Consider the following 22,904-nt stretch of genomic DNA (forward strand, 5'->3'; position numbering starts at 1 on the left):
AAAGGGTACGTTCCCACGTGTTACTCACCCGTCCGCCACTCATCCCGAAGGATGCGTTCGACTTGCATGTGTTAGGCCTGCCGCCAGCGTTCATTCTGAGCCAGGATCAAACTCTCAAGTTGAAAGTTCCGAAGCACTATCCTTGACGTCGAACCTTCGCACATCTGTCTTAATCCGTAAGGATCAAGAACAGTCATCTAATCTGATGTGCCAAGTTACCGAAGTAACGTGACCCACAAACTAGTGAAGCTGTCACTCTCATCATCGTCCGCCTGTCCGAAAACAGACTTCCTAGAGAGCCGATATGCTGCGTGTTAGACGCCGATTGCGCCCAAACCGCCCACATATCCCTTCATTTCCATCAATGTCAAAGAGCAGAGACAAAAAATTACAAACCCGCCAGTACTCTGGCTGATCCGCAACCTTGTCAGAATGTCGTTCCGGCAGCTTCCGCCGCCTCCCTCAACCTCCCGCCGCCGTCTCCGTCTGCGTTCCGTTTCGGTGAGCCGGTATCTAGGACCCAATCAGACAGACCGCAAGGGCTAAAAATCGCTTCGTGACGTTTTTTTGTCGTTTTCCGGTTTTTTAACGGCTTTTGGCGAAATTTTACCGCACCACCCGGACCGGAAAGGGCCTCAGCGGCGCTAAGCAAAGGAATAATCTGGTGAAATCCCCGCCGAATCCGGGAATCACCCTGGCCAGCCTCCCCCGGCGCGCCGGCACGAGCCCGCTGCCCGCAGCCGCCTGTGCTCAGTTTTGAGCCAGCGGATGGGCGGTGCGGATCACCCGCTCACAATAGAGCGCCAGCTCCTTACGATGCGCAAAGGCATCCACCGGCACTTCAGGGTGCCAGATCACCTCGACCCGGCCCTGGCGCAGTTTTGACAGCACCTGCAGCAGATGGGTGCCAAATTCCATATCGCCCCACCAGCCATAGAACCGCGGATCAGCCCCGGCGGGCGCATGCCAGACCACAGTCGCCGGCTGGATATGCAGCACCCGCTCGAGCCCCTGGCTGTAGAAAGCCTCAAACAGGCTCGATTTGAACGGCAAGACCCGCAGACTGTCGGTCGAGGTGCCCTCGGGGAAGAACAGCAGCCGGTGACCCAGGCGCAGGCGCTGCTCAAACAGGGCCTGCTGCTTTTTCGCCTCGCTGCCACGGCGGGCAATGAAGACGGTGCCGGTCAGCCGCGCCAGAAAACCGATACCAGGCCAGCTGGCCACCTCAGCCTTGGAAACGAAATACACACGCGCGCGCGCATTCAGCGCCAGGATATCGAGCCAGCCGGCGTGATTGGCCACCACCGCCCCGGCCTTGCGCATCGGCGTGCCACGCATCGAGAAGCGCAGGCCGATCGCCAGCAGCAGCCCGGTGCAGACCAGTTGGGTGACCGCCGAAGTCACGGGGCGCCGGTGCCGCAAGGCAAGCCATTCCAGCGGCCGCAGGATCAGATGCAGCAAAAGCCCGGCCAGCACGACCAGCAGAATAAAGCTGAGGCGCAGCGCGATCAGGAGCCAGCCGCCAGCAGCAATCCGGCCTGGGGGCAGGCCCTGCACGGCCGATACGCCGGGGGCCGGAACATGGCCCGGGGTCGGGATCCGGTCCGGGGTGAGAGCGGGATCTTTGGGGGCTGTGCTCAACTCTGGCCTTGTTTTCGGGTATAGAAGTTACGGTGACGCGCCGACATCCGGCCGGTATCCATCACCAGGCAGACATCAGTGGTGTTAAACGCCCGGTCAATCCAGGCCCCGTCGCCGACAAAACCGCCCAGCCGCAGATAGGCTTTGATCAAGGCGGGCATGGCGGCCATCGCCTCGGCGCGCGCCATCTGCCCGGGCGGGATCAGATCCATCTCGGCGCGGGGCGCGCCCAGCGCGCGGACCCGGATCTCGGAGGGGGCGAGATGGTGATGCCAGAGCCAGGAGAGCGGCAGCGCCAGGGCAGCGGGATCGGTGCCATGAAACGAAGCAGGGCCGAACATGATCTCGATGCCACGTTCCAGCACATAATCGGCAAGCCCGTTCCAGAGCAGCAGCATCGCCGGGCCACCGCGGTGCTCGGGATGCACACAGGTCCGGCCCAGTTCGAGCAGCTTGCGGCCGGTGGCGCGCAGCGGCGCCAGATCAAACTCGGCCTCGGAATAAAAGCGCCCCTCGGGCCCCAGCCGGTCACAGGGCAGCAGGCGGTAGGCCCCGGCAACATGATCGCCACTGGCCGGGTCAATCCGGTTGTCGACAAGGATCAGGTGATCAAACAAAGGATCAAACGCATCCCTTTCGAGCCGGCGGCTGTGATCGACCATCGGGCCGCTGGCGCCCAGCTCTTCAACGAAGACGAGGTAACGCAGGCGCTGAGCGCCCAGCAGATCCTGCGGATCGGTGGCAAGGCGGAGGCTATAGATTGTATCTTCTGCAGGCATGTCGTCAGAAAGGTTCCGGCGGCGATGTTTCGGGCTGGCCGGACCAGATAATACCGGACTGGCGCGGCGCGCATTCTGTCCTGCGCATTCAGAACAGAGCCGGTGCCTGTCACGGTCCCGGACAGATCCTGCTTAGCCAGCAGAGCCCGCTATTGCAATGAAAAGCTGGGCGCGGCCCCGGCTGCAGGGGTAAGGCGCGGGCCCGGCGCCTTGCGGCTTCTGCATCACAGCCGCAGCATCGGGAGAGCAGGCCCCGCAGATCGGACTTGTCTCACCGCGCTGACAGGCGCAGGCTTGCTCCGGAACAGCTCTCACTGATTGATACTCTGCTTTATCCCCTCTCGCTGAGAGGGATCAGTCCGGGAAATCGAGCAGCAGGTTCACAAAGCGGCTGTCGATGACCTGCTTACCTGCATGTTCAAAATTAACCGTGACCCGACCCGCGATATTTGACTGAACCTGCCCCAGGCCCCAGTCCGGCCGCGCGGGGCAGCGGACAAAATTCCCAGGCTCCAGCAGCGCATTCATCGTCATTTCCAGGGAGGATCCAGATGCAAAATCAGGCGGATCTGGCGGCGCTTGTCGGCTCCAGACTGTGTCATGATCTTATCAGCCCGATTGGCGCGATTGGCAATGGCGTCGAGCTGCTGATTTCGGACCACAGCTACAACTCGCCCGAGCTGATGCTGATTGCCGAAAGCGTGGCGGCGGCCAATGCCAGACTGCGGTTCTTTCGCATCGCCTATGGCCTCGCCGGTGCAGGGCAAAGGCTGGCCCGCAGTGAAATCACTCAGGTGCTGCAGGCCATTTCGCAGGGCACCCGGCTGCAGCTGTTCTGGCACAGCGACAGCGAACTTGACCGCGGGGCGGTGAAACGCGCCTTTTTGCTGCTGCAATGCCTTGAGGCGGCTTTGCCCTGGGGCGGCACGATCCGGATCCGCCAGCACAGCGATGGCTGGGAGCTGCTGGCCGAAAGCGAGCGGCTGCGCAGCACTGGCCTGCCCTGGGAGATCCTGTCGCGCCCCGGAGAAACGACGCCTGATCTGACCCCGGCCCAGGTGCAGTTTGCCATGGCGGCCTGCGAAATCAGCCAGGCCGGGCTGCAGCTGCGCTTCAGCCCGGGGGAAGGGCAGATCCTGCTGCCCTCTGACGGCCTCAGGCGCCGATGAAGCTGCGGACGAAATCACTGGCCGGACGGGCACGGATATCGGCGGGGCGGCCGATCTGCTCAATCCGGCCCATCGACATCACCACCACCAGATCGGCAAGTTCCATGGCCTCTTCCTGATCATGGGTGACGAAAACCGTGCTCAGCCCGGTTTCATCGTGAATATCACGCAGCCCCTGGCGCAGCTCTTTGCGGACCTTGGCATCCAGCGCGCCGAAAGGCTCGTCGAGCAGCAGCATACGCGGCTCGATGGCAAGGGCGCGGGCAAGGGCCACCCGCTGGCGCTGGCCACCCGACAGCTGGCTGGGATAACGGGCACCGATATCGGGCAGCTGGATCAGCCCGAGCAGCCTCGCCACCCGGCGCGCGATCTCGGGCTTTGTCGGGCGCGAGGCGCGCGGGCGGGCTTTCAGCCCATAGGCAATATTCTCAAACACCGTCATATGCCGGAACAAAGCATAGCTCTGGAACACAAATCCGGCCCGGCGCTGCTGCACCGTCAGCCCGGTCGCATCCTTGCCATCGAACAGCACACGCCCCGAGGTCGGAAATTCCAGCCCTCCCAGAATGCGCAGCAAAGTGGTCTTGCCCGAGCCGGAAGGCCCGAGCAAAGCCACCAGCGCCCCTGAGGGGATCGCCAGCGAAACCGGCGTCAGCGCCGCGGTGGTGCCAAAGTCTTTGGAAATCTCGTCGATCTCGATGCGCATGTTCAGGCTCCTTTGCGGCGGGAAGACGGGGCCCTGCCCCTGGCCCCCGGAATTATGTCACCAGGGGAGAGATCAGGGGCCGCGTCTCGTGGCGGCCAGACCTGCAGAATGGCGGCTTTCCAGCCAGGATTTCAGGATCAGCGTCAGCAAGGCAAGGAAGGCCAGCAGTCCCGCCATCGAGAAGGCGGCGACCGAGAGATATTCATTATAGAACATCTCGATCATGATCGGCATGGTGGTGGTCTGACCCCGGATTTTGCCCGAAACCACCGCCACTGCGCCAAATTCCCCCATCGCCCGGGCATTGCACAGCAGCACGCCATAGAGCAGCGCCCAGCGGATATTCGGCAAGGTCACGGTAAAGAAGACACGCCATCCCGAGGCCCCGAGCGTCAGCGCCGCCTCTTCCTCGGCCCGGCCCTGCTCGATCATCACCGGAATCAGCTCGCGGGCCACGAAGGGAAAAGTCACGAAAACCGTGGCGAGGATGATCCCGGGCAGCGCGAAGACCAGCGGGAAGTTATGCGCCACCAGCCAGGAGCCGATCGCGGTATTGGCGCCAAACAGCAGCACGATGCAAAGCCCCGCCACCACCGGCGAGACCGAGAAGGGCAGATCAATCAGCGTGATCAGAAAGGCTTTGCCGCGGAAATCGAATTTGGTGATCAGCCAGGCTGCGGCAATGCCAAAGACCGCATTCAGCGGCACGGCAATCGCCGCCACGGTCAGGGTGAGCCGGATTGCCGCCAGGCCATCGCGGCTGTTCAGACTGCTGATCGCGGCCTGCCAGCCTTTGGCAAGGGCTTCGCTGAAGACCGCGATCACCGGGGCGAAAACAAGGATGGCAATGGCGAAGAGCGCGAAGAGGATCAGCCCCCGGCGTGCCAGCGGTGCCTCATCAGTAGGTGAGCGGAAGGCCCGCCTCCGCTCGATGTGATCTCTGGCGGAAATGTCAGACATAACCGATCCTCCTGCGGCTCCAGATCTGAATAAGGTTGATCACCAGCAGCATCAGGAATGAGATCACCAGCATCGCAATGCCAATGGCGGCGGCGCCATCATAATTGAACTCTTCCAGCTGGATCACGATCAGCAGCGGCGCGATCTCGGTCGCCAGTGGCTTATTGCCGGCAATGAAGATCACCGACCCATATTCGCCCACCGCCCGGGCGAGCGACAAAGCAAAGCCGGTCAGCGCGGCGGGCAGCAGCATCGGCCAGATCACCCGGGCCAAGGTATAGGCCCGGCTGGCCCCGAGCGTGGCCGAGGCTTCCTCGACCTCGCGCTCGATTTCCTCGATCACCGGCTGCACGGTGCGCGCGACAAAGGGCAGGCCGACGAAAACAAGAGCGAGGAAAATCCCCCATTGGCTATAGGCAATGCGCCAGTCAAACTGTTTGAAGAAGGAACCAAAGACGCCGTTTGGCGCATAAAGCGCGGTCAGGGCGATTCCGGCCACGGCGGTTGGCAGAGCAAAGGGCAGATCAACCGCCGCATCAAGGATGCGACGCCCCGGAAACCGGTAGCGCACCAGCACCCAGGCAAGGATCACCCCCAGCACCAGATTGAACAAAGCCGCATAAAGCGACAGCCGGAACGACAGGAACAGGGCCTTCCATACCCGCTCGCGGTTCACCGTCGCCCAGATCCCCTCCAGGCCGTAACTGGCGCCCTGCATCAGCAGAGCGCCAATCGGCAGCAGCACGACGAGTGAGAGCATCGTCACGGTGATCCCGAGGCTCAGACCAAGGCCTGGCATCGGCGAGCGGTGCAGCAAAGGTCTGCCCATCGCGCTTCCTTATCTGTGATTACTTCGGAACGTAGATCTGATCGAAACTGCCGCCATCGCCGAAATGTTCGGGCTGTGCTTTGGCCCAGCCGCCAAAATCATCGATGGTCACCAGTTCCAGCTCCGGGAACCGGGCCACATCTGCCGGATCCGCCGCCGAGGCATCCCAGGCACGGTAGAAATTCTTATAGGCGATGGCCTGGCCTTGCGGCGTATAGAGGTAGTTCAGATAGGCCTCGGCCAGTTTGCGCTCTTCCTCCGAGCGGATATTGCCATCGACAAGCGCCACCGGCGGCTCGGCCAGGATCGACAGGCTGGGCACGACAATATCGAACTGATCCTCGCCCAGCTCCTGCAGAGCCAGATAGGCCTCATTCTCCCAGGCCAGCAGCACATCCCCGATTTCGCGCTGCACGAAAGTGGTGGTCGAACCCCGCGCCCCGGTATCGAGCACCGGCACATGCTCATAGAGCGCTTTGACAAATTCCTTCGGATCCTTGCCGTTCTTTTCCGCCCAGGCCCAGGCCGCCAGATAATTCCAGCGCGCCCCGCCCGAAGTTTTCGGGTTCGGCGTGATCACCTCGACCCCCTCCTGAACCAGATCTCCCCAGTCTTTCAGACCCCTAGGATTACCCTCACGCACGAGGAAAACAATGGTCGAGGTATAGGGCGAGGAATTATGTGGCAGCCGGGTCTGCCAGTCGGCCGGCAGTTTGCCCGCCGCAGCGATGCGGTCGATGTCACCGGCCAGAGCCAGGGTCACGACCTGGGCCTGCAGCCCCTCGACCACCGCCCGCGCCTGGGCACCCGAGCCGCCATGCGAGGTCTCGATCACCGGCGCTGCATTGCCCTCTGCTGCCCAGTGCTTTGCAAACGCCTCATTGAATTCGCGGTAAAGCTCGCGGGTCGGGTCATAGCTGACATTGAGCAGGGACTGCGCCTGAACTGGCCCGGCAAGGGCCAGCCCGGCGCCGGTCAGCATGACGAGGGCGGCCAGGCCATTGCGCGAGAAGCGCGCAAGCGTGCTGCGGGTCAGGCCTGGCTGCAGGCGCTCATGGCGGGCAGAAGTGTCAGAAACGGGGGTCTTGGGCATGGTTTTCTCCTCGCGGCCAGGATCGGCCTTTCGGCTGTGGCTGAGAATGAAGGGCGCAGGGCCCGGAAAGATCTGTAAAGGCAGGCTCATCGCTGCCCCTCACGGTTCGATCGGGTCGGTACGGACTTCCCAGATCGAACGATCACGGCCTGAAAGCAGTTCCGCGCTGGCCTCAGAGGGTCGCCGGGTAAAGATCACCAGCGGTGTGCCATTCACCCGATGGGTCAGTCCGGTGCGCCGGTCGATCAGCCGCACCACACAAATGCCGGTCATTCCCTGCCCTGCCGTCAGCGGCGCCATGGCGTGAGAGCTGACAAAGCCCGCTGCGGGCGTTCCGGGAGCAAAAGCTGCGGTCATCCTGCGATCTCCTCTGTGCTGACCCGCAATCCGCCGGTCATCAGAGGTAATAACGACAGGATTTATCGTATTTATCAAAGGATAATTTCTGGCGAAAAATCCGCTGATACAGAAATTTTATTCCACATTATGGCGAAAAATCTGCGGAAAAATACCATTCCCTTCGCTGCGATCGCTGCGCCGAAAAGAATCACGACCCCGCGGGCCGGGATATTTTCACCTGGGTTTAACCGCGAAACGCGTGGGGCACTGATGCAAGGGGCCGCGGCAGAGGCCTGGTGCCTCAGGCGCCGATCACCTGGGCCGCCACCTGATCCGAGCGCAGCATATCTTCGAGCGTCAGCGATTCGATCAGCAGCAGATAGGACCAGAACACCTCGGCAAAGACCTTACGGATCCGGCAGCTCGCCTCATCCGCGCAATCCTCGCAGCGCTGATAGGCGGTGCGCGACAGGCAGGGCAACGGCGCAATCGGGCCGTCGATCAGCCGCAGCAGCTCAGAGATCGGCACCTCGCCCGGCCGTTTGATCAGGCTGTAGCCGCCCGAGCGGCCCCGGGTCGAGGCGATAACCCCGGCATTGCGCACTTCGAGCAGGATATGTTCCAGAAAGCGCTTCGGCGTGCCCGAGCGGCGGGCGATCTCTTCGATGGTCAGCGCTGAGGGCGTGTCACGGCGGGATTCATCTCCCAGCACCAGCAGGGCCTTCAGCGCATATTTCATCTTCTGAGTGATCATCTGGCAGGCCTGAATGCTACAGAAACGCGAATCACGGTCGGGATTGACGGATTTCCCGCAATATCTGCCCTGAATGGAATGTTCACCCCGAAAAAACAAGGCAAGCCGGGTCATCCTTCCTGATGCAGATTAAAGACGACATATTCAGTAGACAAATCCTCGCCTGTGGTTCCAGAATGAGACAGAGACCCCCGCCCTGCTCCGAGGAAAGCAAGAATGGACGAGCTTGATCTGATCGACCGCAAGATCGTTGCCGAGCTGATGCGCGATGCCACTTTGCCCGTGGCGCAGATTGCTGACCGGGTCGGCCTGTCACAGACACCCTGCTGGAAACGCATCCAGAAGCTTGAGGCGAATGGCGTGCTGTCCGGCCGAGTGGCGCTGGCCAATCCGGCGCGGCTGGGCTTTGGCCTGACGGTTTTCATCGGCATCGAGGCCCCTGATCACTCGGCCGAATGGCGCGAGGGCTTTTCCAGGGCTGTCGGCACTTTCCCCGAGATCATGGAGGTCTACCGCATGGCGGGCGAGATGGATTACCTGCTGCGGGTCTCGGTTGCGGATATGGCGGCATTTGACACGCTTTATAAACGGTTGACCGATGCCATTGCGATCAAGAATGTCACCTCGCATTTCGCCATGGAGCGGATGAAATTCACCACCGCCTATCCGGTCGATACCCGCAACCGCTGAGCCGCCCACCAGGCCATAGGGCCGCCTCTGCTTTCATCTGTCCTGAAATATCCCTGCCGGAGGCACATACCATCCCCCTCGCAGCCTGCCCCGGCCGGGTCCACTACCCTGGCCAGGACACTCTTATAACGTGCCTTTTACCAGCAGACGTGCTTTTACACGCAGTGATTGCCGGAGCCGCTTTCCCGCCCTAACCTCCGGCGCAACGACATACGGGAGGAACCAATGTCTGACACCAATGCCCCTCGCCCCCAGGGTTTTGACACGCTTGCCGTCCATGCAGGTGCCAGCCCTGATCCGGTAACCGGCGCCATCAATCCCCCGATCTATCAGACCACGGCCTATCAGTTCAAAGATGCCGATCATGCGGCACGCCTCTTTGGTCTCGAAGAGGTCGGCTATATCTATTCACGCCTGACCAACCCGACCGTCGCCGCCCTGGTCTCACGCGTGGCGGCGCTTGAGGGTGCGGCGGGCGGCATTGGCTGCTCTTCGGGCCATGCGGCGCAGATCATGGCGCTTTTCCCGCTGATGAGTCCGGGCAAGAACGTGGTCGCCTCGACCCGTCTCTATGGGGGCACCATCACCCAGTTCAGCCAGACCATCAAACGCTTTGGCTGGTCAGCGAAATTCGTCGATACTGACGATCTCGGCGCCGTGGCGCGAGCGGTGGATAAGAACACCCGCGCCATCTTTGCCGAGACCATCGCCAATCCGGGCGGCTATATCACCGATATTCCGGCCCTGGCGAAGATCGCGGCGCGCAAAGGCGTGCCGCTGATCATCGATAACACCACCGCCACGCCCTATCTGTGCAAACCGATGGAGCTGGGTGCGACCATCGTGGTGCATTCGGCCACCAAATATCTCACCGGCAATGGCTCGGTTACGGGCGGCATTGTGCTGGATTCGGGCAAATTCGACTGGTCGGCCTCGGATAAATTCCCCTCGCTGTCGCAGCCTGAGCCCGCCTATCACGGCCTGACCTTCCACCCGGCGCTGGGTGCCATGGCCTATACTTTCCATTCCATCGCCATTGGCCTGCGCGATCTGGGCATGACGATGAACCCGCAGGGCGCGCATTACACGCTGATGGGGATCGAAACCCTTGGCCTGCGCATGGAGCGTCACGTCGCCAATGCGAAGAAAGTGGCGGAATGGCTGGAAGCCGATCCGCGCATTGATTTCGTCACCTGGGCCGGGCTGAAATCCAGCCCCTCAAACAAACGGGCGAAGAAGATCGTACCGAAAGGCGCGGGGGCGCTGTTCACCTTCGCCCTGAAGGATGGCTATGATGCCTGCGTCGGTATGATCAAAAATCTGCAGCTGTTCCGCCATGTCGCCAATCTCGGCGATACCCGGTCGCTGGTCATTCATCCGGCCTCGACCACCCATCGCCAGCTGTCTGATGAGCAGAAGATCAAGGCCGGAGCCGCGCCGAATGTGGTGCGGGTCTCGATCGGCATTGAGGATGCCGAAGACATTATCGCCGATCTCGATCAGGCGCTGACCGCCGCCACCGGAAAAACGCGCTGAAAAGCGGCGCAGCCAAAGCAAAGGGGGCCACAGGGCCCCCTTTTTCGTGACAAGCCCGGCTTTGTGACAGAGCCCGGCGGCCAGTTCAGTCCGCGATTTCCCAGACCACCGTGACCGTCGCCTGGTAGGAGACCTCACCGCGCTCGACCGGCACCGCCGAGGCGGCTTCGGCGCGGAACATCGGCGCCGGACCGCCCCCAAAGCCATAGCCTTCGGTCAGCGAGACCAGATCCCCCAGCTTCACCCCGGCGGCGCCCGCCAGAACCTCGGCCCGGGCGCGGGCATCGGCCACCGCGGCCTTGCGCGCCTCATCCAGCGCCGGGCCAGGATTCACCAGGCCAAAGCTGACGCCGTTGAGCGTATTCGCGCCATCCGAGACCACGGCATCGAGCACCCCGCCCAGCCCGTCGAGATCGCGGATCCCCACGGTCAGCACATTCATCGCGGTAAAGCCGCTGGCAGTCGCGGCCGAGGAGCCGGACGGGCTGTTGTTATAAGTCGGATTGACCGAAAGGCCGCTGGTCTGCAGATCACTGCCGGCAATACCGGCCTCTTTCAGCCGGGCAATCACCGCCTCCATGGTTTTGGAATTGGTGCCGAGCGCCTCAGCTGCGCTCTCCCCGACCGAGGTCACGCCGATGCTGATCGTTGCCATATCCGGCGCACGCGAAATGCTGGCATCGCCGGTGACGGTGATGGTGCGGACCATATCAGCCGCCATCACCGGGGCGGCGCTGCTGAGAGCCGCCGCCAGCAGGGTCGCCGCGCCAAAACCGGCAAGAGAGAAAGGAAGCCTGCGCATGGAATTCTCCTTGATCTGCGTCTGGTTTCTATTCTTATGACGCAGATCACCTGCGGTTCCCTGGCGCTCACGGGTGTTTTTCTTTTATTCGGCGAAAAGCTGCTATACGGAGGTTTAACCCGGCCCGGCTCCGTATCCGCGCTTTCCTTTCCTGTGCTAGACCTGTGAAATGAAACCAAACTTCGCTCTCAATTTCACCGACACCAGCATCGCCCTTCTGCACCGGACGGCGCGAGGCTGGTTAAAAGTTGGCGAAACTCCGTTCGACGCCTCTGATCTGGATGAGGCGCTTGCGAAAATGCGCAAAACCGCCCTCGGGCTGGAACCGGGCGGGTTCACGACCAAACTGGTCCTGCCGCCCTCGCAGATTCTCTATTCTGAACTCGCCGTTGCCGGCGGGACCGAAGAGGAGACGCGCGCCGAAATTTCTGCCGAACTGGAGCGCCGCACACCCTATAAGGCGGATGAGGTGGTTTTTGACTGGCATATCGTCACCCCGCGCAGCGTTAAGGTCGCGGCTGTCGCACGTGAAACACTGGAAGAGGCCGAAGGCTTCGCCACCAGCTATGAGTTTAACCCGCTGGGCTTTGTCGCGGTTCCCGAAGAAGAGCAGTTCGATGGCGAGCCCTGGTTCGGCGTCACCGCAGCTGCAGCAGAGCTGCTGCCCGAGGGAGAAAATCCTGAGCGCGACCATGCGCCGATCGCGCTGCTCGACACCACGAATCGCGCCCGCAGCAAGGCCCGCGCCGCCAGTGAGGCTGAGCCAGAAGCTGAGGCTGAGGCTGAAACCGTGGTTAAGGCTGAAGAGATTAAGGCGGAAACTGCTGCCCCGGCTGTAAGCGCCGCTGAACCCGAAGAAGAAAAACCCCTGGCTAAGGCAGATCCCTCGCCTGCCCCGGTTGCACCTGCCACCGCTGCACCTGCCACCACCCCGCTCGCGTCCGAGCCTTTAGCGCCGCGCGCTGCCGCGCCGGTACAGCCGCAGGCGGATGCGGATGTGGATGCGGATCACCAGGCTGAACCGGCCCCCGGCACCAGCCCGGCCCGTGAAGCTGCGGCGTCCGCCGCTGATCTGCGCCCGGCCGGGGATCTCGCCGCAAAGTCTGCGCCCTTGCCCGAGGCGGTCGTCGCCGCACCTGCCGCAAAGGTTGCCACCCCGCCTGCAGCCGCACCGGCTGTTTCCGCTGCCGTGGCACCGGTCACGCGCCCCACCGCCCCGGAAATCACCGCCCCGGCGGTTACGGCTGCCATAGCTGCGGCGCCGGTGGCTGCAACCCCGCTTGCGCCCGCCCCACTTTCCCCGGCCCCACTTTCTCCAGCCACTGAAACCGAAGAAGCGCCTTTCGCGCATGTCGCGGACAGCGACACCGGGGCTGAACTGCCCGCAGCCCCCCCCTCCCCGCGTCAGGGCGGGTCTGGTCCTAGGATTCACCGCCCGGCAGCGCCCGAGGATGATCTGCCGCCCGCGCCCTCCGGCCCGGTGATGGCAGCCTATAACCGCAGCCGTTCTGATGAGCGCGCCCTGCCACAGGCCCGCGCGGCAGCACCGCGCCTTGCCGCCGCGCCGGTGGCCGAACCCCGCCCCGCCGCCCCGGCGAAGCCTTCGGTTGCCCGGGGCTTGAGCGGCCTGGTCACGGCCCCATCGATCCCTGGCACCCGCAAGACGAAGGCCCGTCCGGCTGCAACCCCGGTCGCGCCTGCGGCCGGTCCGGCCCATGAGGCAGCCCGCAGCCTCTCGACCTCGCCGTTCAGCGGCCCGCCGCCGAAACGAAAATCGCGTCATATGGCGCTGATCCTGACCCTGGTGCTGCTGCTCTGCCTGGCGCTGGTTGCGGCATGGTCCTCGTTCTACCTCGCCTCGGATCAGACGGCAGAGCGCGAGGTACAGCTCGCCAGCCCCGCCGCGCCGGTGGTGACCGATCCTGATGACGAAGGCGAAAGCGATCTCGCCTTCGCCGGGGAAACCGGGGCTGCGGCCCTGGAATCGCCGCAGGCCGCAGAGGCAATGACAGCAGAGGCAGCGCCCGAAGCCCGGCAGGACAGCCCGGCAGCAGTGGCGCTGCTCGACGGTGAGGATGAGATCTTCCTGTCCAGCGCCGATGTGCCGCCCCCGGCCTTTGACGCGCTCTCCCTGCCCGCCCCCGAGGCCAGCGCCGAGGCTCCGCCTGGCAATCCGATGCCACCGCCGCCCTTTGGCACCGTATATCGCTTTGATGAGAACGGTTTGCTGGTTCCGACCGCCGTAGGGATCCCCGCCCCCGGCGGTTTTATGCTATATGAGGGCAAGCCACCGCGCGTGCCCCCGGCCCGCAGCGCTGTTGCCACCGCCGCCGCCGGGGCCGCTGCTGCCGCTCGTCAGGCTGAGGCAGAAGCCGCGGCTGAGGCCGAAGCAACGGCCCAGGCCGAAACCGCTACCGCCGCGACGGCGCCCGCCGCTGGCAATCCCTCGCTGCTGCCCGCCGCGCCGGTTGCGGAAGCCCCGGCCGAGGCCCCGGCAGCTGAGCCGGTCGCCCAGCCTGATCCCGAACTGGCAGACCGGCGTCCGCGCACCCGCCCGGCGGGGGTGAGCCCCGATGACGATGCCGCGCTCTCCACCGAGGCTGAAACCGCCACAGCCGCGCTCGATGCGCCCTGGCTGCGCCCGCGCGCCCGCCCCGAGAGCATTATCGCCAGCGCTGCAACCGCCCGGGCCGAAACCGCCTCGGCCTCGCTGGTCGATCCCGATGCCGTGGTACAGCTGGCTTCGGCCGCCGCCCCGAACGGGATCAGCATCACCGATGCCGCCAATCCCTCGCTGCTGACGATCTCGCGCCGCCCGGCGGCAAAGCCCGACAATTTCAGCGCTGCGGTTGAGGCTGCGGTCGCCGCGGCGGTCCGCGCGCCCGAGCCGCCCGCAGCCACCCCCGAACCGGCGCCGAAAAATGGCGGCAAATCCACCGCCAGCGCCGATGAGCTGGATGAGATTGACGAGCCGCAACTGGCCTCGGCCCCGGCGCCGAGGATCCCGACCCGGGCCAGTGTCGCCAAACAGGCGACCTTCACCAAAGCGATTAACCTCTCAAAAATCAATCTGATCGGGGTCTATGGCACCCCGTCGAACCGCTATGCCCTGGTGCGTCTGGCCAATGGCAAATTCCGCAAGGTCGGGGTCGGCGATAAAATCGACGGCGGCCAGGTGCGCGCCATCACCCAAAATGAGCTGCGCTATCAGAAGGGCGGCCGCCTGCTGGCCCTGCCGATGCCAAAGGGCTGAGCCTGCCGCGACAGAAATGGGAAAAGGGCCGGTTTTCCGGCCCTTTTTCTTTTGCGCCCGGGCGTTTTACTCACAGGCCCTTACCGCTGACACCGGCCTCGGCAAAGCTGGCCATGCCGCGGTGACAGGCCAGCGCTGCCTGGACCAGCCCCAGCGCCGTGCCCGCGCCCGAGGCCTCGCCCAGCCGCAGCCCGAGCGACATCAGCGGCTCTTTGCCAATCGCCGCAAGCAGCCGGGCATGCGCGCCCTCGGCGCTCTGATGGGCGGCAAAGCAATGATCCAGTGCGCCAGGCCGGGCCCGCTCCAGCACCGCCGCGGCCGCGCAGGCGATAAAGCCGTCGAGCAGCACCGGCACGCGCTCGAGCCGCGCCCGCAGGATAGCCCCGGTCATCGCCGCCACCTCGCGCCCGCCGAGGCGGCGCAGGATCTCAAAAGGATCCCTCAGCGCCCCGGCATGGGTCTGCAGCGCCAGCGCCACGGCGGCCTCTTTCCGGGCCAGCCCGGCATCATCGACGCCGGTGCCGCGCCCGCACCAGCCGCTCACCCCCAGCTCATCCCCGAACAAAGCCGCGGCCAGCGCCGCCGCCGAAGTGGTATTGCCGATCCCCATCTCCCCGGCGATGAACAGATCGAGACCCGGCTCCACCGCATTCCAGCCTGCGCGCAGCGCCGCAACAAGCTCTGCCTCACCCATTGCCGGAGCCGCGCAGAAATCGGCGGTGGGGCGCTCAAGATCCAGCTCGACCACCTCGAGCCGCGCCCCGAAGGCCCGGGCCAGCTGATTGATCGCCGCGCCACCCTGCCGGAAATTCGCCACCATCTGCGCGGTGACCGCCGCCGGAAAGGCCGAGACGCCCCGCGCCGTCACGCCATGATTGCCGGCAAAAATCACGATTTTCACCGCTTCGGCCTGGGGGAGAGCCCGGCCCTGCCAGGCCGCCAGCCAGAGCACAATCTCTTCGAGCCGCCCCAGCGCGCCGCGGGGCTTGGTCAGGCTGGCATCGCGCTGCTGCGCGCCCTGCAGCGCCCTATCATCAGGCGCGGGCAACTGGTCGAGACAGCTGCAAAAACCGGCAAGATCGGCTGGGGGAAGGCTGCGGCTCATGTCACTCTCCTGACGGCGGGTTCTGTGGGCCGGCCCCGCGCGGGGATTGCTCCGGCCCGGTCAAGGGATTACCCCGGAGCTGGCCCTGCTGCCAGAAGGCAAGCGATGATAGGGCACGAGGAAACGCATGCGACCGCTCAAAGCCCTGTTTTCCGATCTGCTTTCGGGTCTGACGCTGCTGTCACGCCTGCCGGTCCCGGTGCATCAGCACAGCGGGGCGGCCAGCGGCTGGAGCTGGCCCCTGGCCGGGCTGGTGATCGCCGCCCCTGCCGCGCTGCTGATCCGGGCCGGAACCGAGGCCGGTATCGCGCCCGGGCCGCTGGCCGCCGCCGCGCTGGCTGTCATGGCGCTGCTGACCGGGGCTTTGCATGAGGATGGCCTCTCCGATACGGCCGACGGGCTGTTTGGCGGGCGCAGCCCTGAGCGGCGGCTGGAGATTATGAAAGACAGCCGGATCGGCAGCTATGGCACGCTGGCGCTGCTGCTGGTGACCCTTGTCAGCTGGTCTTCGCTTGCTGCTCTGATTGCCGCAGGCCAGGCGCTGCCTGCCCTGTTCGCGATTGCCGCTTTGTCACGGGTGCCGATGGTTCTGGTGATGGCCGCCCTGCCCCCCGCGCGGCCAAATGGCATTTCGGCCAGTTCGGGCCGCCCCTCCGGCCTGACCGCCGCAACCGCATTTTTCATCGGCACCGCCGTCGCAGCCGCGCTGCTCGGCGGCGCTGTCTTGCTGCCGCTCTGCGCCATGTTTCTGGTCACCCTCACCCTGGCGCAGAGCGCCCGGGCAAAGCTGGGCGGGCAGACCGGTGATATCCTCGGTGCCTGCCAGCAGCTGAGTTTCGCGCTTGGCCTGATGCTGCTCAGCTGAAACGCCGCGTGACAGCGGGGCTGCGACGCCAGAGCAGAGGGCTCTGGCCTTGCGTCCGCCCGCGCTTTGGCGCAAAGGGGCCTGTACAGCATAAATTGACATGAAGCAGAACGGATGCCGGGTATGACCTCGCGCGAAGAGAAACGTCAGATGAAATCGGCCGCCCGTCTTTATGCGGTGCAGGCGCTCTTTCAGATGGAGCATTCGGGTCAGAGCGTGCGCTCCATCACCCGCGAATTTGAAACCCACCGCTTCGGTGCCACCTATGAAGAGGGTGAGTTTGCCGAAGGCGAGCCGGGGCTGTTCCGTTCGATCGTCGAGCATGCCGTCAACTGGCAGGCGCTGATCGACCAGATGACCGACCGTGCTCTGGTGGCAAAATGGCCGATTGACCGGATCGATCCGGTGATCCGCGCATTGTTCCGCGCCGCCGGGGCCGAGATGACCCAGCTCGACACCCCGCCGAAAGTCGTGATTAACGAATTCGTCGACGTCGCCCGCGCCTTCTTCCCCGAGGGTCGTGAGGCTGGTTTCGTCAATGCGGTGCTGGATCATATGGCACGCGAAGCCAAGCCCGGGGCTTTCTGATACGTCACAGAGGAGAATGAGGGGCGTTCCGCCCCGAAGGAGACCCTGATGCGACCCCGGATTTTTGCCCTTACCCTCGCCATGACCCCGCTCAGCGCCGGGACTGTTATGGCGATTACCCCCTCAGAACTGCCGCCTGGCGAATGGCAGCTGTTCAGCCTCGATGGCGCAGAAGTTGCGTACCGCGCCACATTTTTCATTGAGGAAGATGGCCGTTATTCCGGTTGGGCACCCTGCAACCGCTATTCTGGCCAGAACGGCGCCGCTTGGCCTGCGCTGAGCTTTGGCCAGCCTGCAGTCACCCGCATGGCCTGCCCTGAGCTGGCGGCGGAACAGGATTTCCTGGCCGCGCTGACGGCTGTGCGTCAGGCACAATCCAAGGACGGCAGGCTGGTGATGCGCGCCGGGACAGGGCCGGAGCTGGTCTTCCTCCCCCTCCCCGCCGCTGCCCCGGCCCCCTCCCCGGCAGATTAATCCAGGCCTGCGCTGGCGCTGAACAGCTGATCGGCGCTGTCAAAAAAGCGCTCACGATGCGGGGCGCGTTCCATCGGAACCTCGTGACGCGCCCCCTCATAGAGGTCGAGACGACAATTCTGCCAGCCGATGATCCGTCGCCGGATCGGGGCGGCGCGGATGATACGCTCCTCACTGCCAAGCGCGATCACCGCGGGCAGCTGCGGCGGCGGCCCCTGCAGCGCCGCCGCACAGCTGCGCAAAGCGCTGCGCAGCCAGCCAAGCGAAGGCCCGCCGAGCTGCAGCTGCGGCTCGGCCTGCAATTGGCTCTGCAGCCAGGCATAGGTTTCAGCACAGCCGGTCAGATGATTGGCGGCAAAGCCGGATTTCAGCACATAGCTTTTACCCGAAGCGGTGGGCGCATAGTGCAGATCCTGCGGCAAAGCCATCGGCAGGCGGCGCATCACCCCTGCCAGCGGCAACCGCCAGAGCGGGATGCGCACCCCCCACATCGGGGCCGAAAACACCGCTGCCCGGAACGGCAGCCCCCGGTTCAGCGCCTGCAGGCCGATCAGCCCGCCCATGGAATGCGACATCAGCATCAGCGGCCCGTTCAGGCCCTGGGCCGCCCCCTCTGCCGCCAGAAAAGCCATCAGCGCATCGAGGTCGCGCTGATAATCGCTGAACTGCTGCACATGGCCCAGCATCGGGTCGGGCAGAAAGCGTCCCGACAGGCCCTGACCACGCCAGTCAAGGCTGATCACCGACCAGCCCCGTTCCCGCAGCGCCCGCGCGGCCCGGCCATATTTCTCAATATATTCCGTGCGCCCCGGCAGGAAAATCACCGTGCCTTTGTCCCCACCCGGCCAGAGGCCAATGCGGATCCGCACATCGTCAGCGGCGATCAGCCAAAAAGCGCGGCCCCCGGAGGGGCCGTCGGCAAGCGTTTCAAACAAAGGGGCCGTTTCAGCCATAAACCGGTCTGCAGCGCCGTTCAGGTTCAGGAGGACAGGACCGAGCCGAGCTTCATCGCCAGACCCATCGAGCCGTCGACTTTAAGCTTGCCGGTCATAAAGGCCATGGTCGGGTTCACATCACCGGTGAGCAGGCCAATGAAAGTATCAGCGCTGGCGGTCATGGTCACATCGGCTTCCTCATCCCCGGCGCGGGCCCCGCTTGCGTCGAGCATGATCGCGCCTTCATCCGTGATCACGAATTTTGCGACCGCGTCAAAGCGGGTGCCGACCTTCTCATTCAGCTTTTCGACCGCCTTTTCGATGATCTGGCTCATCGCATGTCTCCCTTTCGTTACCCGCGGGTGCTGGCTTTTCGCCATTGATCCGCTACCATAGCTATATGAAAGCGCGGCCCGGGTTTCACAATCATATCGTTGCGGCACTTCTGCCGCTGTGCCTGGCGCTGTTTGGCGCTTCGGCCCTGTCTGCACAGGATGCCGCAAAACTTGACGATCTCTATACCCGCCTGAAATCGGCTGATGCCGGGGCGGCGGGACGGATCGAGGCTGAGATTATCCTCGAATCAGGCAAGTCAGGCTCAGCCAGCCTTGATCTTCTGCTGCGCCGTGGCACCGAAGCTCTGGCGGCCGGCAATCCGGTTGCCGCGACAGAGCATCTGACAGCGGCGCTGGATCACGCCCCCGGTTTCACCGAGGCCCGGGCACATCGTGCCCTCGCGCTGTTTGGCGCCGGTGAGACCGGCCCTGCCATTGCCGATCTCGCCATTGTACTGGAAGAAGAGCCACGCCATTTCGTCGCCTGGTCTTTGCTCGGTGCGGTGCTTGAGGAAACTGATCAGCCTGAGCGGGCCCTTGCCGCCTTTCGCCGGGCCGCCGAAATACACCCCCATATTGCCGAGGTGAATGCGGCGATTGCCAGGCTGACCCAGTCCCTGGAAGGCCAGGCTCTCTGACCCCGGAAGAAAAGATGATGACCACGCGTGACAGGGCCGAGCGCGGCCGGGTAACGGCGCTGCTCGGCCCGACCAATACCGGCAAAACCCATTACGCGATTGAGCGGATGCTGACGCACCGGACCGGGGTGATCGGCCTGCCTTTGCGCCTGCTCGCGCGCGAGGTCTATGACCGGGTGGTCGAAAAAATCGGCCCCTCGCGGGTGGCGCTGGTCACCGGCGAGGAGCGGATCGTGCCCGAGCGCGCCCAGTACTGGGTCTGCACCACCGAGGCGATGCCGCTGGAGATCGGCGCGGATTTTGTCTGTATCGATGAGATCCAGCTCGCCGCTGATCCGGACCGCGGCCATGTTTTCACCAACCGGCTGCTGCATGCGCGCGGCCTCTCCGAGACGCTGTTTCTGGGCGCGGATACGATGCGCGGCGCGATTGCCGGGCTGGTCTCAAACCATTCCTATGTGAAGCGCGAACGCTTCTCGACGCTCAGCTGGTCGGGATCGAAAAAGATCAGCCGTATGCCGCCACGCAGCGCCATCGTCGGTTTCTCGGTGGAAAACGTCTATGCAATCGCCGAGCTGATCCGCCGCCAGAAGGGCGGCTGCGCTGTGGTGATGGGCGCGCTTTCGCCCCGGACCCGCAATGCCCAGGTCGAGCTCTATCAGAATGGCGATGTCGATTATCTGGTCGCCACCGATGCCATCGGCATGGGGCTCAACCTCGACATCAGGCATGTGGCGTTTTCGGCCACCCGCAAATTCGACGGCCGCCGGATGCGCGATCTCAACCCCCAGGAGATCGGCCAGATTGCCGGCCGGGCCGGGCGCCATACCGAAAACGGCACTTTCGGTGTGACCGGCGAGGCAAAGCCGTTTTCCTCTGAGCTGATCGACCAGATCGAGGCGCATAAATTTGCGCCGGTGAAAAAGCTGATGTGGCGCAATGATCAGCTGGATTTCGCCTCGGCCCAGGCCCTGATCCGCTCGCTCGAGCGGCCGACCTATAATGAATGGCTGTCGCGCGCCCGCGATGCCGATGATGCGCTTGCTCTGAAAGCGCTGGCCGCCATGCCCGAGATTCAGGACAGGCTGACCAGCCCCAAACGGGTGGGGCTGCTCTGGGATGTCTGCCGCATTCCCGATTTTCGCGGCATCTCTGAAACCGATCATGCCACGCTTCTGGCGCGAATCTTTAACCATCTGGTTGGGCGCGGCCTCGGCGGCGGACGGATTCCCACCGACTGGCTGGCGAAATCGGTGGCCGCTATCGACCGCACCGATGGCGATATTGACCAGATTTCGCGCCGCCTGGCGTTTATCCGCACATGGACCTACATCACACAGCGCAAAAACTGGGTTAATGACGAATCCCATTGGCGGAATGAGACCCGCGCGGTAGAAGACCGCCTGTCCGATGCGCTGCACCAGCGCCTGACGCAACGATTTGTCGACCGGCGAACCTCTGTGTTGCTTCGCCGGTTGAAGCAGAAGGAGGACCTCGTGGCCGAGGTGAACGACAAAGGCGAAGTGACGGTTGAGGGTGAATTCACCGGCCGTCTTGAGGGATTCCGCTTCCAGCAGGATGCAAGCGCCTCAACGGATGAGGGCAAGACCCTGCGTCAGGCGGCGATTGCCGCGCTGAAGCCGGAGTTCAGCCTTCGTGCGGATCGGTTCTATAATGCACCCGATACCGAGATGGATTTCACCGAGCAGGGTGGCCTCATGTGGGGCAATTCTGCGGTGGGCAAACTCGTCAAGGGTGCCGATCCGCTGAAACCCTCGGTTGAGGCTTTCGTCGATGAGGAAGCTGGCGATGAGGTGACCGAAAAGGTCCGCCGTCGTCTGCAGCATTTCATCGACCGCAAAGTGGCAGCGCTTTATGAGCCGCTGCTGGCGATGAGCCGCGATGAGACCCTCACCGGTCTGGCACGCGGTTTTGCCTTCCGCCTGAGCGAAGCCCTGGGTGTGATCCCGCGTGAGCAGATCGCCAATGAGGTCAAGGAACTCGACCAGGAAGCCCGTGGCGCTCTGCGCAAGCATGGCGTGCGCTTTGGTCAGTATACCGTGTTCCTGCCGGCGCTGCTGAAGCCCGCACCGACCCGGCTGCGTCTGGTTCTGTGGTCGCTCTGGGCAGGTCTGTCGGAATTCCCGGAAAGCCCGCCCCCGGGCCTCGTGACCATTCCCAATATCGCTGAGGTGCCGAAAGAGCATTACGCGCTTTCGGGCTATCGCCCGGCGGGCGTGCGCGCGATCCGTATCGATATGCTGGAACGTCTGGCCGATATCCTGCGCCAGAAAGACAGCCGGGCCGGCTTTGAAGCCACGCCGGATATGCTGTCGATCACCGGCATGACCCTTGAGCAATTCGCCGATCTGATGGGCGGCCTGGGCTATAAGGCTGAAAAATCGGAACGCGCCAAGCTGAAGGCAAGTGCCGCGCCGGTGGTCTCAGAAGCCGAAGTCGCAGCCGCGCTCGAAGCGGCTGCAGCTGCTGGCCAGCCGGTGCCGGAAGGCGTATCGCTGCTGGCTCCGGCCCCGGAAGCCGATGAGGCCCCGGCCGCAGCCGAGGCTGAAGCCGCCCCCGAAGGCGCTGATGCTGCCGCCGCCGAAGGCGAGGCTGCGCCGGAGATGGAAGTGTTCTACACCTTCACCTGGGCGCCGAAGCCCCGCTTCCAGCGCCCCGAGCGTGGCCCGCGCCCCGAAGGCGCGGCCCGTCGCGGCGATCGCCCCCAGGGCGAGCGTCCGCAGGGCGAACGCGCACCGCGCGGCGATCGTCCGCAGGGCGAGCGTGGCCCGCGCAAAGAGGGTGGCGAAGCTCGCAAGGAGTTTGGCAACCGTCCGCCGCGTGGCGAGGGTGGCAAACCCGAGGGCAAGGGCAAAGGCCCGCGCCGCGATGACCGCCGCAATGAGGGCGCGAAGAATTTCGAAGCGCGGCCGCCGAAAAAAGACCGTCCGATTGATCCGGACAATCCCTTCGCCGCACTGATGGCACTGAAGGGCAAGGTCTGATCCTTGGCTAAGACCGGCGGCGGCAGGAATGGTGCCGGGCGGGGGGAGACAACCCCCCTGCCCGGAGCCTCTGCCGCCGCCGTTGTTTCTGCGGCCCCCACCCCGGCAGCAAAGATCCGCATCGACAAATGGCTCTGGCAGGCGCGATTCTTTAAAACCCGCACCCTCGCCGCCGCTGTGGTCGGCGAAGGCCATGTCCGGCTCAACAGCACCCCGGTCTCAAAACCCTCGCGTGAGGTTGGCCCGGGCGATGTGCTGACCTTTCCCCAGGGAAGAAATATCCGGCTGATCCGCATTGTCGGAACAGGTGTTCGCCGCGGGCCTGCATCCGAGGCACAGACACTCTTTATTGACCTTGATAGCCCGGCCATGCCCCCTGATGCGCTTGAATGATCAGGCCCACTGGCT

At 64.2% G+C, this 22,904-nt stretch carries 23 protein-coding genes and 1 rRNA gene; 10 read left to right on the forward strand and 14 right to left on the reverse strand.

The window, feature by feature from the left end; all coding sequences use genetic code 11:
* The 4 genes from H0485_RS00005 to H0485_RS00020 form a co-directional block, all read right to left on the reverse strand.
* Window positions 1-122, reverse strand: a 16S ribosomal RNA gene (locus tag H0485_RS00005); the annotation flags it as partial.
* 628 nt (window positions 123-750) lie between these two features.
* Window positions 751-1,557, reverse strand: a complete 807-nt coding sequence (gene olsA, locus H0485_RS00010) for a lyso-ornithine lipid O-acyltransferase (protein WP_435531460.1) — start codon at window positions 1,555-1,557, stop codon at window positions 751-753.
* 80 nt (window positions 1,558-1,637) lie between these two features.
* Entirely contained in the window at window positions 1,638-2,420 is a 783-nt protein-coding gene (olsB, locus tag H0485_RS00015) for an L-ornithine N(alpha)-acyltransferase (protein ID WP_226933265.1), read from the reverse strand.
* Between the two features lie 354 nt (window positions 2,421-2,774).
* Complete coding sequence (locus H0485_RS00020; protein ID WP_226933266.1) at window positions 2,775-2,948, reverse strand: DUF3553 domain-containing protein; 174 nt, start codon at window positions 2,946-2,948, stop codon at window positions 2,775-2,777.
* 23 nt (window positions 2,949-2,971) lie between these two features.
* Here H0485_RS00020 and H0485_RS00025 point away from each other — a divergent pair, with 23 nt between their 5' ends.
* Window positions 2,972-3,589 (forward strand): histidine phosphotransferase family protein, encoded by a 618-nt coding sequence (locus tag H0485_RS00025; RefSeq protein WP_226933267.1) that lies wholly within the window; start codon window positions 2,972-2,974, stop codon window positions 3,587-3,589.
* Here the strand turns inward: H0485_RS00025 and H0485_RS00030 are convergent.
* The 6 genes from H0485_RS00030 to H0485_RS00055 all read right to left on the reverse strand — a co-directional run bounded on the left by H0485_RS00030 (window position 3,576) and on the right by H0485_RS00055 (window position 8,270).
* The gene (locus H0485_RS00030; protein ID WP_226933268.1) at window positions 3,576-4,295 is read right to left on the reverse strand and encodes a sulfate/molybdate ABC transporter ATP-binding protein; all 720 of its coding nucleotides are present in this window, start codon (window positions 4,293-4,295) and stop codon (window positions 3,576-3,578) included. The two genes, H0485_RS00025 and H0485_RS00030, sit on opposite strands and share 14 nt — an antisense overlap.
* Window positions 4,296-4,367: 72 nt before the next feature.
* Entirely contained in the window at window positions 4,368-5,255 is an 888-nt protein-coding gene (gene cysW, locus H0485_RS00035) for a sulfate ABC transporter permease subunit CysW (protein ID WP_226933269.1), read from the reverse strand.
* Window positions 5,248-6,084 carry a sulfate ABC transporter permease subunit CysT gene (gene cysT / locus H0485_RS00040; RefSeq protein ID WP_226933270.1) on the reverse strand — a complete coding sequence of 279 codons (837 nt, stop codon included), beginning with the start codon at window positions 6,082-6,084 and terminating at the stop codon, window positions 5,248-5,250. Before cysT ends, cysW begins: the two co-directional genes overlap by 8 nt.
* 19 nt (window positions 6,085-6,103) lie before the next feature.
* Entirely contained in the window at window positions 6,104-7,066 is a 963-nt protein-coding gene (locus H0485_RS00045) for a sulfate ABC transporter substrate-binding protein (RefSeq protein ID WP_226933645.1), read from the reverse strand.
* A gap of 210 nt (window positions 7,067-7,276) precedes the next feature.
* Window positions 7,277-7,534 (reverse strand): hypothetical protein, encoded by a 258-nt coding sequence (locus H0485_RS00050; RefSeq protein ID WP_226933271.1) that lies wholly within the window; start codon window positions 7,532-7,534, stop codon window positions 7,277-7,279.
* Window positions 7,535-7,817: 283 nt separating this feature from the next.
* The gene (locus H0485_RS00055; RefSeq protein WP_226933272.1) at window positions 7,818-8,270 is read right to left on the reverse strand and encodes an RrF2 family transcriptional regulator; all 453 of its coding nucleotides are present in this window, start codon (window positions 8,268-8,270) and stop codon (window positions 7,818-7,820) included.
* A gap of 216 nt (window positions 8,271-8,486) precedes the next feature.
* On the opposite strand from H0485_RS00055, the gene H0485_RS00060 reads away from it, so the two are divergent.
* Together H0485_RS00060 and H0485_RS00065 are read left to right on the forward strand one after the other, a co-directional pair.
* A complete protein-coding gene (locus tag H0485_RS00060) occupies window positions 8,487-8,960 on the forward strand; it encodes an Lrp/AsnC family transcriptional regulator (RefSeq protein WP_226933273.1) in 474 nt (157 codons plus the stop codon).
* Window positions 8,961-9,185: 225 nt separating this feature from the next.
* Window positions 9,186-10,496, forward strand: coding sequence for an O-acetylhomoserine aminocarboxypropyltransferase/cysteine synthase family protein (locus H0485_RS00065; protein ID WP_226933274.1), 1,311 nt, complete (start codon window positions 9,186-9,188; stop codon window positions 10,494-10,496).
* An 85-nt stretch (window positions 10,497-10,581) separates the two neighbouring features.
* Here H0485_RS00065 and H0485_RS00070 read toward each other — a convergent pair whose 3' ends face one another.
* Window positions 10,582-11,298 carry an SIMPL domain-containing protein gene (locus H0485_RS00070; protein WP_226933275.1) on the reverse strand — a complete coding sequence of 239 codons (717 nt, stop codon included), beginning with the start codon at window positions 11,296-11,298 and terminating at the stop codon, window positions 10,582-10,584.
* Between the two features lie 169 nt (window positions 11,299-11,467).
* Between H0485_RS00070 and H0485_RS00075 the strand changes: the two genes are divergently transcribed.
* Window positions 11,468-14,551 (forward strand): hypothetical protein, encoded by a 3,084-nt coding sequence (locus H0485_RS00075; protein WP_226933276.1) that lies wholly within the window; start codon window positions 11,468-11,470, stop codon window positions 14,549-14,551.
* A 70-nt stretch (window positions 14,552-14,621) separates the two neighbouring features.
* On the opposite strand, the gene cobT is transcribed toward H0485_RS00075, so the two are convergent.
* Entirely contained in the window at window positions 14,622-15,656 is a 1,035-nt protein-coding gene (gene cobT, locus H0485_RS00080; RefSeq protein ID WP_226933277.1) for a nicotinate-nucleotide--dimethylbenzimidazole phosphoribosyltransferase, read from the reverse strand.
* A gap of 127 nt (window positions 15,657-15,783) precedes the next feature.
* Between cobT and H0485_RS00085 the strand changes: the two genes are divergently transcribed.
* The 3 genes from H0485_RS00085 (at window position 15,784) to H0485_RS00095 (ending at window position 17,583) form a co-directional block, all read left to right on the forward strand.
* Window positions 15,784-16,521 (forward strand): adenosylcobinamide-GDP ribazoletransferase, encoded by a 738-nt coding sequence (locus tag H0485_RS00085; protein WP_226933278.1) that lies wholly within the window; start codon window positions 15,784-15,786, stop codon window positions 16,519-16,521.
* A 123-nt stretch (window positions 16,522-16,644) separates the two neighbouring features.
* Window positions 16,645-17,109: a transcription antitermination factor NusB gene (nusB, locus tag H0485_RS00090; protein WP_226933279.1), complete on the forward strand. Its 465-nt coding sequence runs from the start codon at window positions 16,645-16,647 to the stop codon at window positions 17,107-17,109.
* 48 nt (window positions 17,110-17,157) lie between these two features.
* On the forward strand, window positions 17,158-17,583 hold the full coding sequence (locus tag H0485_RS00095) for an META domain-containing protein (RefSeq protein WP_226933280.1): 426 nt from the start codon (window positions 17,158-17,160) through the stop codon (window positions 17,581-17,583).
* On the opposite strand, the gene H0485_RS00100 is transcribed toward H0485_RS00095, so the two are convergent.
* Window positions 17,580-18,536, reverse strand: coding sequence for an alpha/beta fold hydrolase (locus tag H0485_RS00100; RefSeq protein WP_226933281.1), 957 nt, complete (start codon window positions 18,534-18,536; stop codon window positions 17,580-17,582). The two genes, H0485_RS00095 and H0485_RS00100, sit on opposite strands and share 4 nt — an antisense overlap.
* A 26-nt stretch (window positions 18,537-18,562) precedes the next feature.
* Entirely contained in the window at window positions 18,563-18,853 is a 291-nt protein-coding gene (locus H0485_RS00105; protein ID WP_226933282.1) for an SCP2 sterol-binding domain-containing protein, read from the reverse strand.
* A 44-nt stretch (window positions 18,854-18,897) separates the two neighbouring features.
* On the opposite strand from H0485_RS00105, the gene H0485_RS00110 reads away from it, so the two are divergent.
* Genes H0485_RS00110 through H0485_RS00120 form a run of 3 tightly spaced genes read left to right on the forward strand, consistent with a single transcriptional unit; the run spans window position 18,898 to window position 22,889 of the window.
* Complete coding sequence (locus H0485_RS00110) at window positions 18,898-19,491, forward strand: tetratricopeptide repeat protein (protein WP_226933283.1); 594 nt, start codon at window positions 18,898-18,900, stop codon at window positions 19,489-19,491.
* Between the two features lie 14 nt (window positions 19,492-19,505).
* On the forward strand, window positions 19,506-22,496 hold the full coding sequence (locus tag H0485_RS00115; protein WP_226933284.1) for a helicase-related protein: 2,991 nt from the start codon (window positions 19,506-19,508) through the stop codon (window positions 22,494-22,496).
* 3 nt (window positions 22,497-22,499) lie between these two features.
* Window positions 22,500-22,889 (forward strand): RNA-binding S4 domain-containing protein, encoded by a 390-nt coding sequence (locus H0485_RS00120; protein WP_354002427.1) that lies wholly within the window; start codon window positions 22,500-22,502, stop codon window positions 22,887-22,889.
* Window positions 22,890-22,904: the final 15 nt, after the last annotated feature.

This window comes from Pseudogemmobacter faecipullorum (assembly GCF_020539525.1).
Taxonomy (GTDB): domain Bacteria; phylum Pseudomonadota; class Alphaproteobacteria; order Rhodobacterales; family Rhodobacteraceae; genus Pseudogemmobacter; species Pseudogemmobacter faecipullorum.

Excerpts from the sequence above, each read along its gene's own strand:
- H0485_RS00105 (WP_226933282.1), bottom strand. The coding sequence starts at position 18,853 with ATGAGCCAGATCATCGAAAAGGCGGTCGAAAAGCTGAATGAGAAGGTC.
- cysT (WP_226933270.1), bottom strand. The coding sequence starts at position 6,084 with ATGGGCAGACCTTTGCTGCACCGCTCGCCGATGCCAGGCCTTGGTCTG.
- H0485_RS00025 (WP_226933267.1), top strand. The coding sequence starts at position 2,972 with ATGCAAAATCAGGCGGATCTGGCGGCGCTTGTCGGCTCCAGACTGTGT.
- H0485_RS00045 (WP_226933645.1), bottom strand. The coding sequence starts at position 7,066 with ATGCTGACCGGCGCCGGGCTGGCCCTTGCCGGGCCAGTTCAGGCGCAG.
- H0485_RS00100 (WP_226933281.1), bottom strand. The coding sequence starts at position 18,536 with ATGGCTGAAACGGCCCCTTTGTTTGAAACGCTTGCCGACGGCCCCTCC.
- H0485_RS00055 (WP_226933272.1), bottom strand. The coding sequence starts at position 8,270 with ATGATCACTCAGAAGATGAAATATGCGCTGAAGGCCCTGCTGGTGCTG.
- H0485_RS00095 (WP_226933280.1), top strand. The coding sequence starts at position 17,158 with ATGCGACCCCGGATTTTTGCCCTTACCCTCGCCATGACCCCGCTCAGC.
- H0485_RS00065 (WP_226933274.1), top strand. The coding sequence starts at position 9,186 with ATGTCTGACACCAATGCCCCTCGCCCCCAGGGTTTTGACACGCTTGCC.
- H0485_RS00085 (WP_226933278.1), top strand. The coding sequence starts at position 15,784 with ATGCGACCGCTCAAAGCCCTGTTTTCCGATCTGCTTTCGGGTCTGACG.
- H0485_RS00070 (WP_226933275.1), bottom strand. The coding sequence starts at position 11,298 with ATGCGCAGGCTTCCTTTCTCTCTTGCCGGTTTTGGCGCGGCGACCCTG.
- H0485_RS00050 (WP_226933271.1), bottom strand. The coding sequence starts at position 7,534 with ATGACCGCAGCTTTTGCTCCCGGAACGCCCGCAGCGGGCTTTGTCAGC.
- nusB (WP_226933279.1), top strand. The coding sequence starts at position 16,645 with ATGACCTCGCGCGAAGAGAAACGTCAGATGAAATCGGCCGCCCGTCTT.
- H0485_RS00020 (WP_226933266.1), bottom strand. The coding sequence starts at position 2,948 with ATGAATGCGCTGCTGGAGCCTGGGAATTTTGTCCGCTGCCCCGCGCGG.
- cobT (WP_226933277.1), bottom strand. The coding sequence starts at position 15,656 with ATGAGCCGCAGCCTTCCCCCAGCCGATCTTGCCGGTTTTTGCAGCTGT.
- olsB (WP_226933265.1), bottom strand. The coding sequence starts at position 2,420 with ATGCCTGCAGAAGATACAATCTATAGCCTCCGCCTTGCCACCGATCCG.
- H0485_RS00060 (WP_226933273.1), top strand. The coding sequence starts at position 8,487 with ATGGACGAGCTTGATCTGATCGACCGCAAGATCGTTGCCGAGCTGATG.
- cysW (WP_226933269.1), bottom strand. The coding sequence starts at position 5,255 with ATGTCTGACATTTCCGCCAGAGATCACATCGAGCGGAGGCGGGCCTTC.
- H0485_RS00030 (WP_226933268.1), bottom strand. The coding sequence starts at position 4,295 with ATGCGCATCGAGATCGACGAGATTTCCAAAGACTTTGGCACCACCGCG.
- H0485_RS00115 (WP_226933284.1), top strand. The coding sequence starts at position 19,506 with ATGATGACCACGCGTGACAGGGCCGAGCGCGGCCGGGTAACGGCGCTG.
- H0485_RS00075 (WP_226933276.1), top strand. The coding sequence starts at position 11,468 with ATGAAACCAAACTTCGCTCTCAATTTCACCGACACCAGCATCGCCCTT.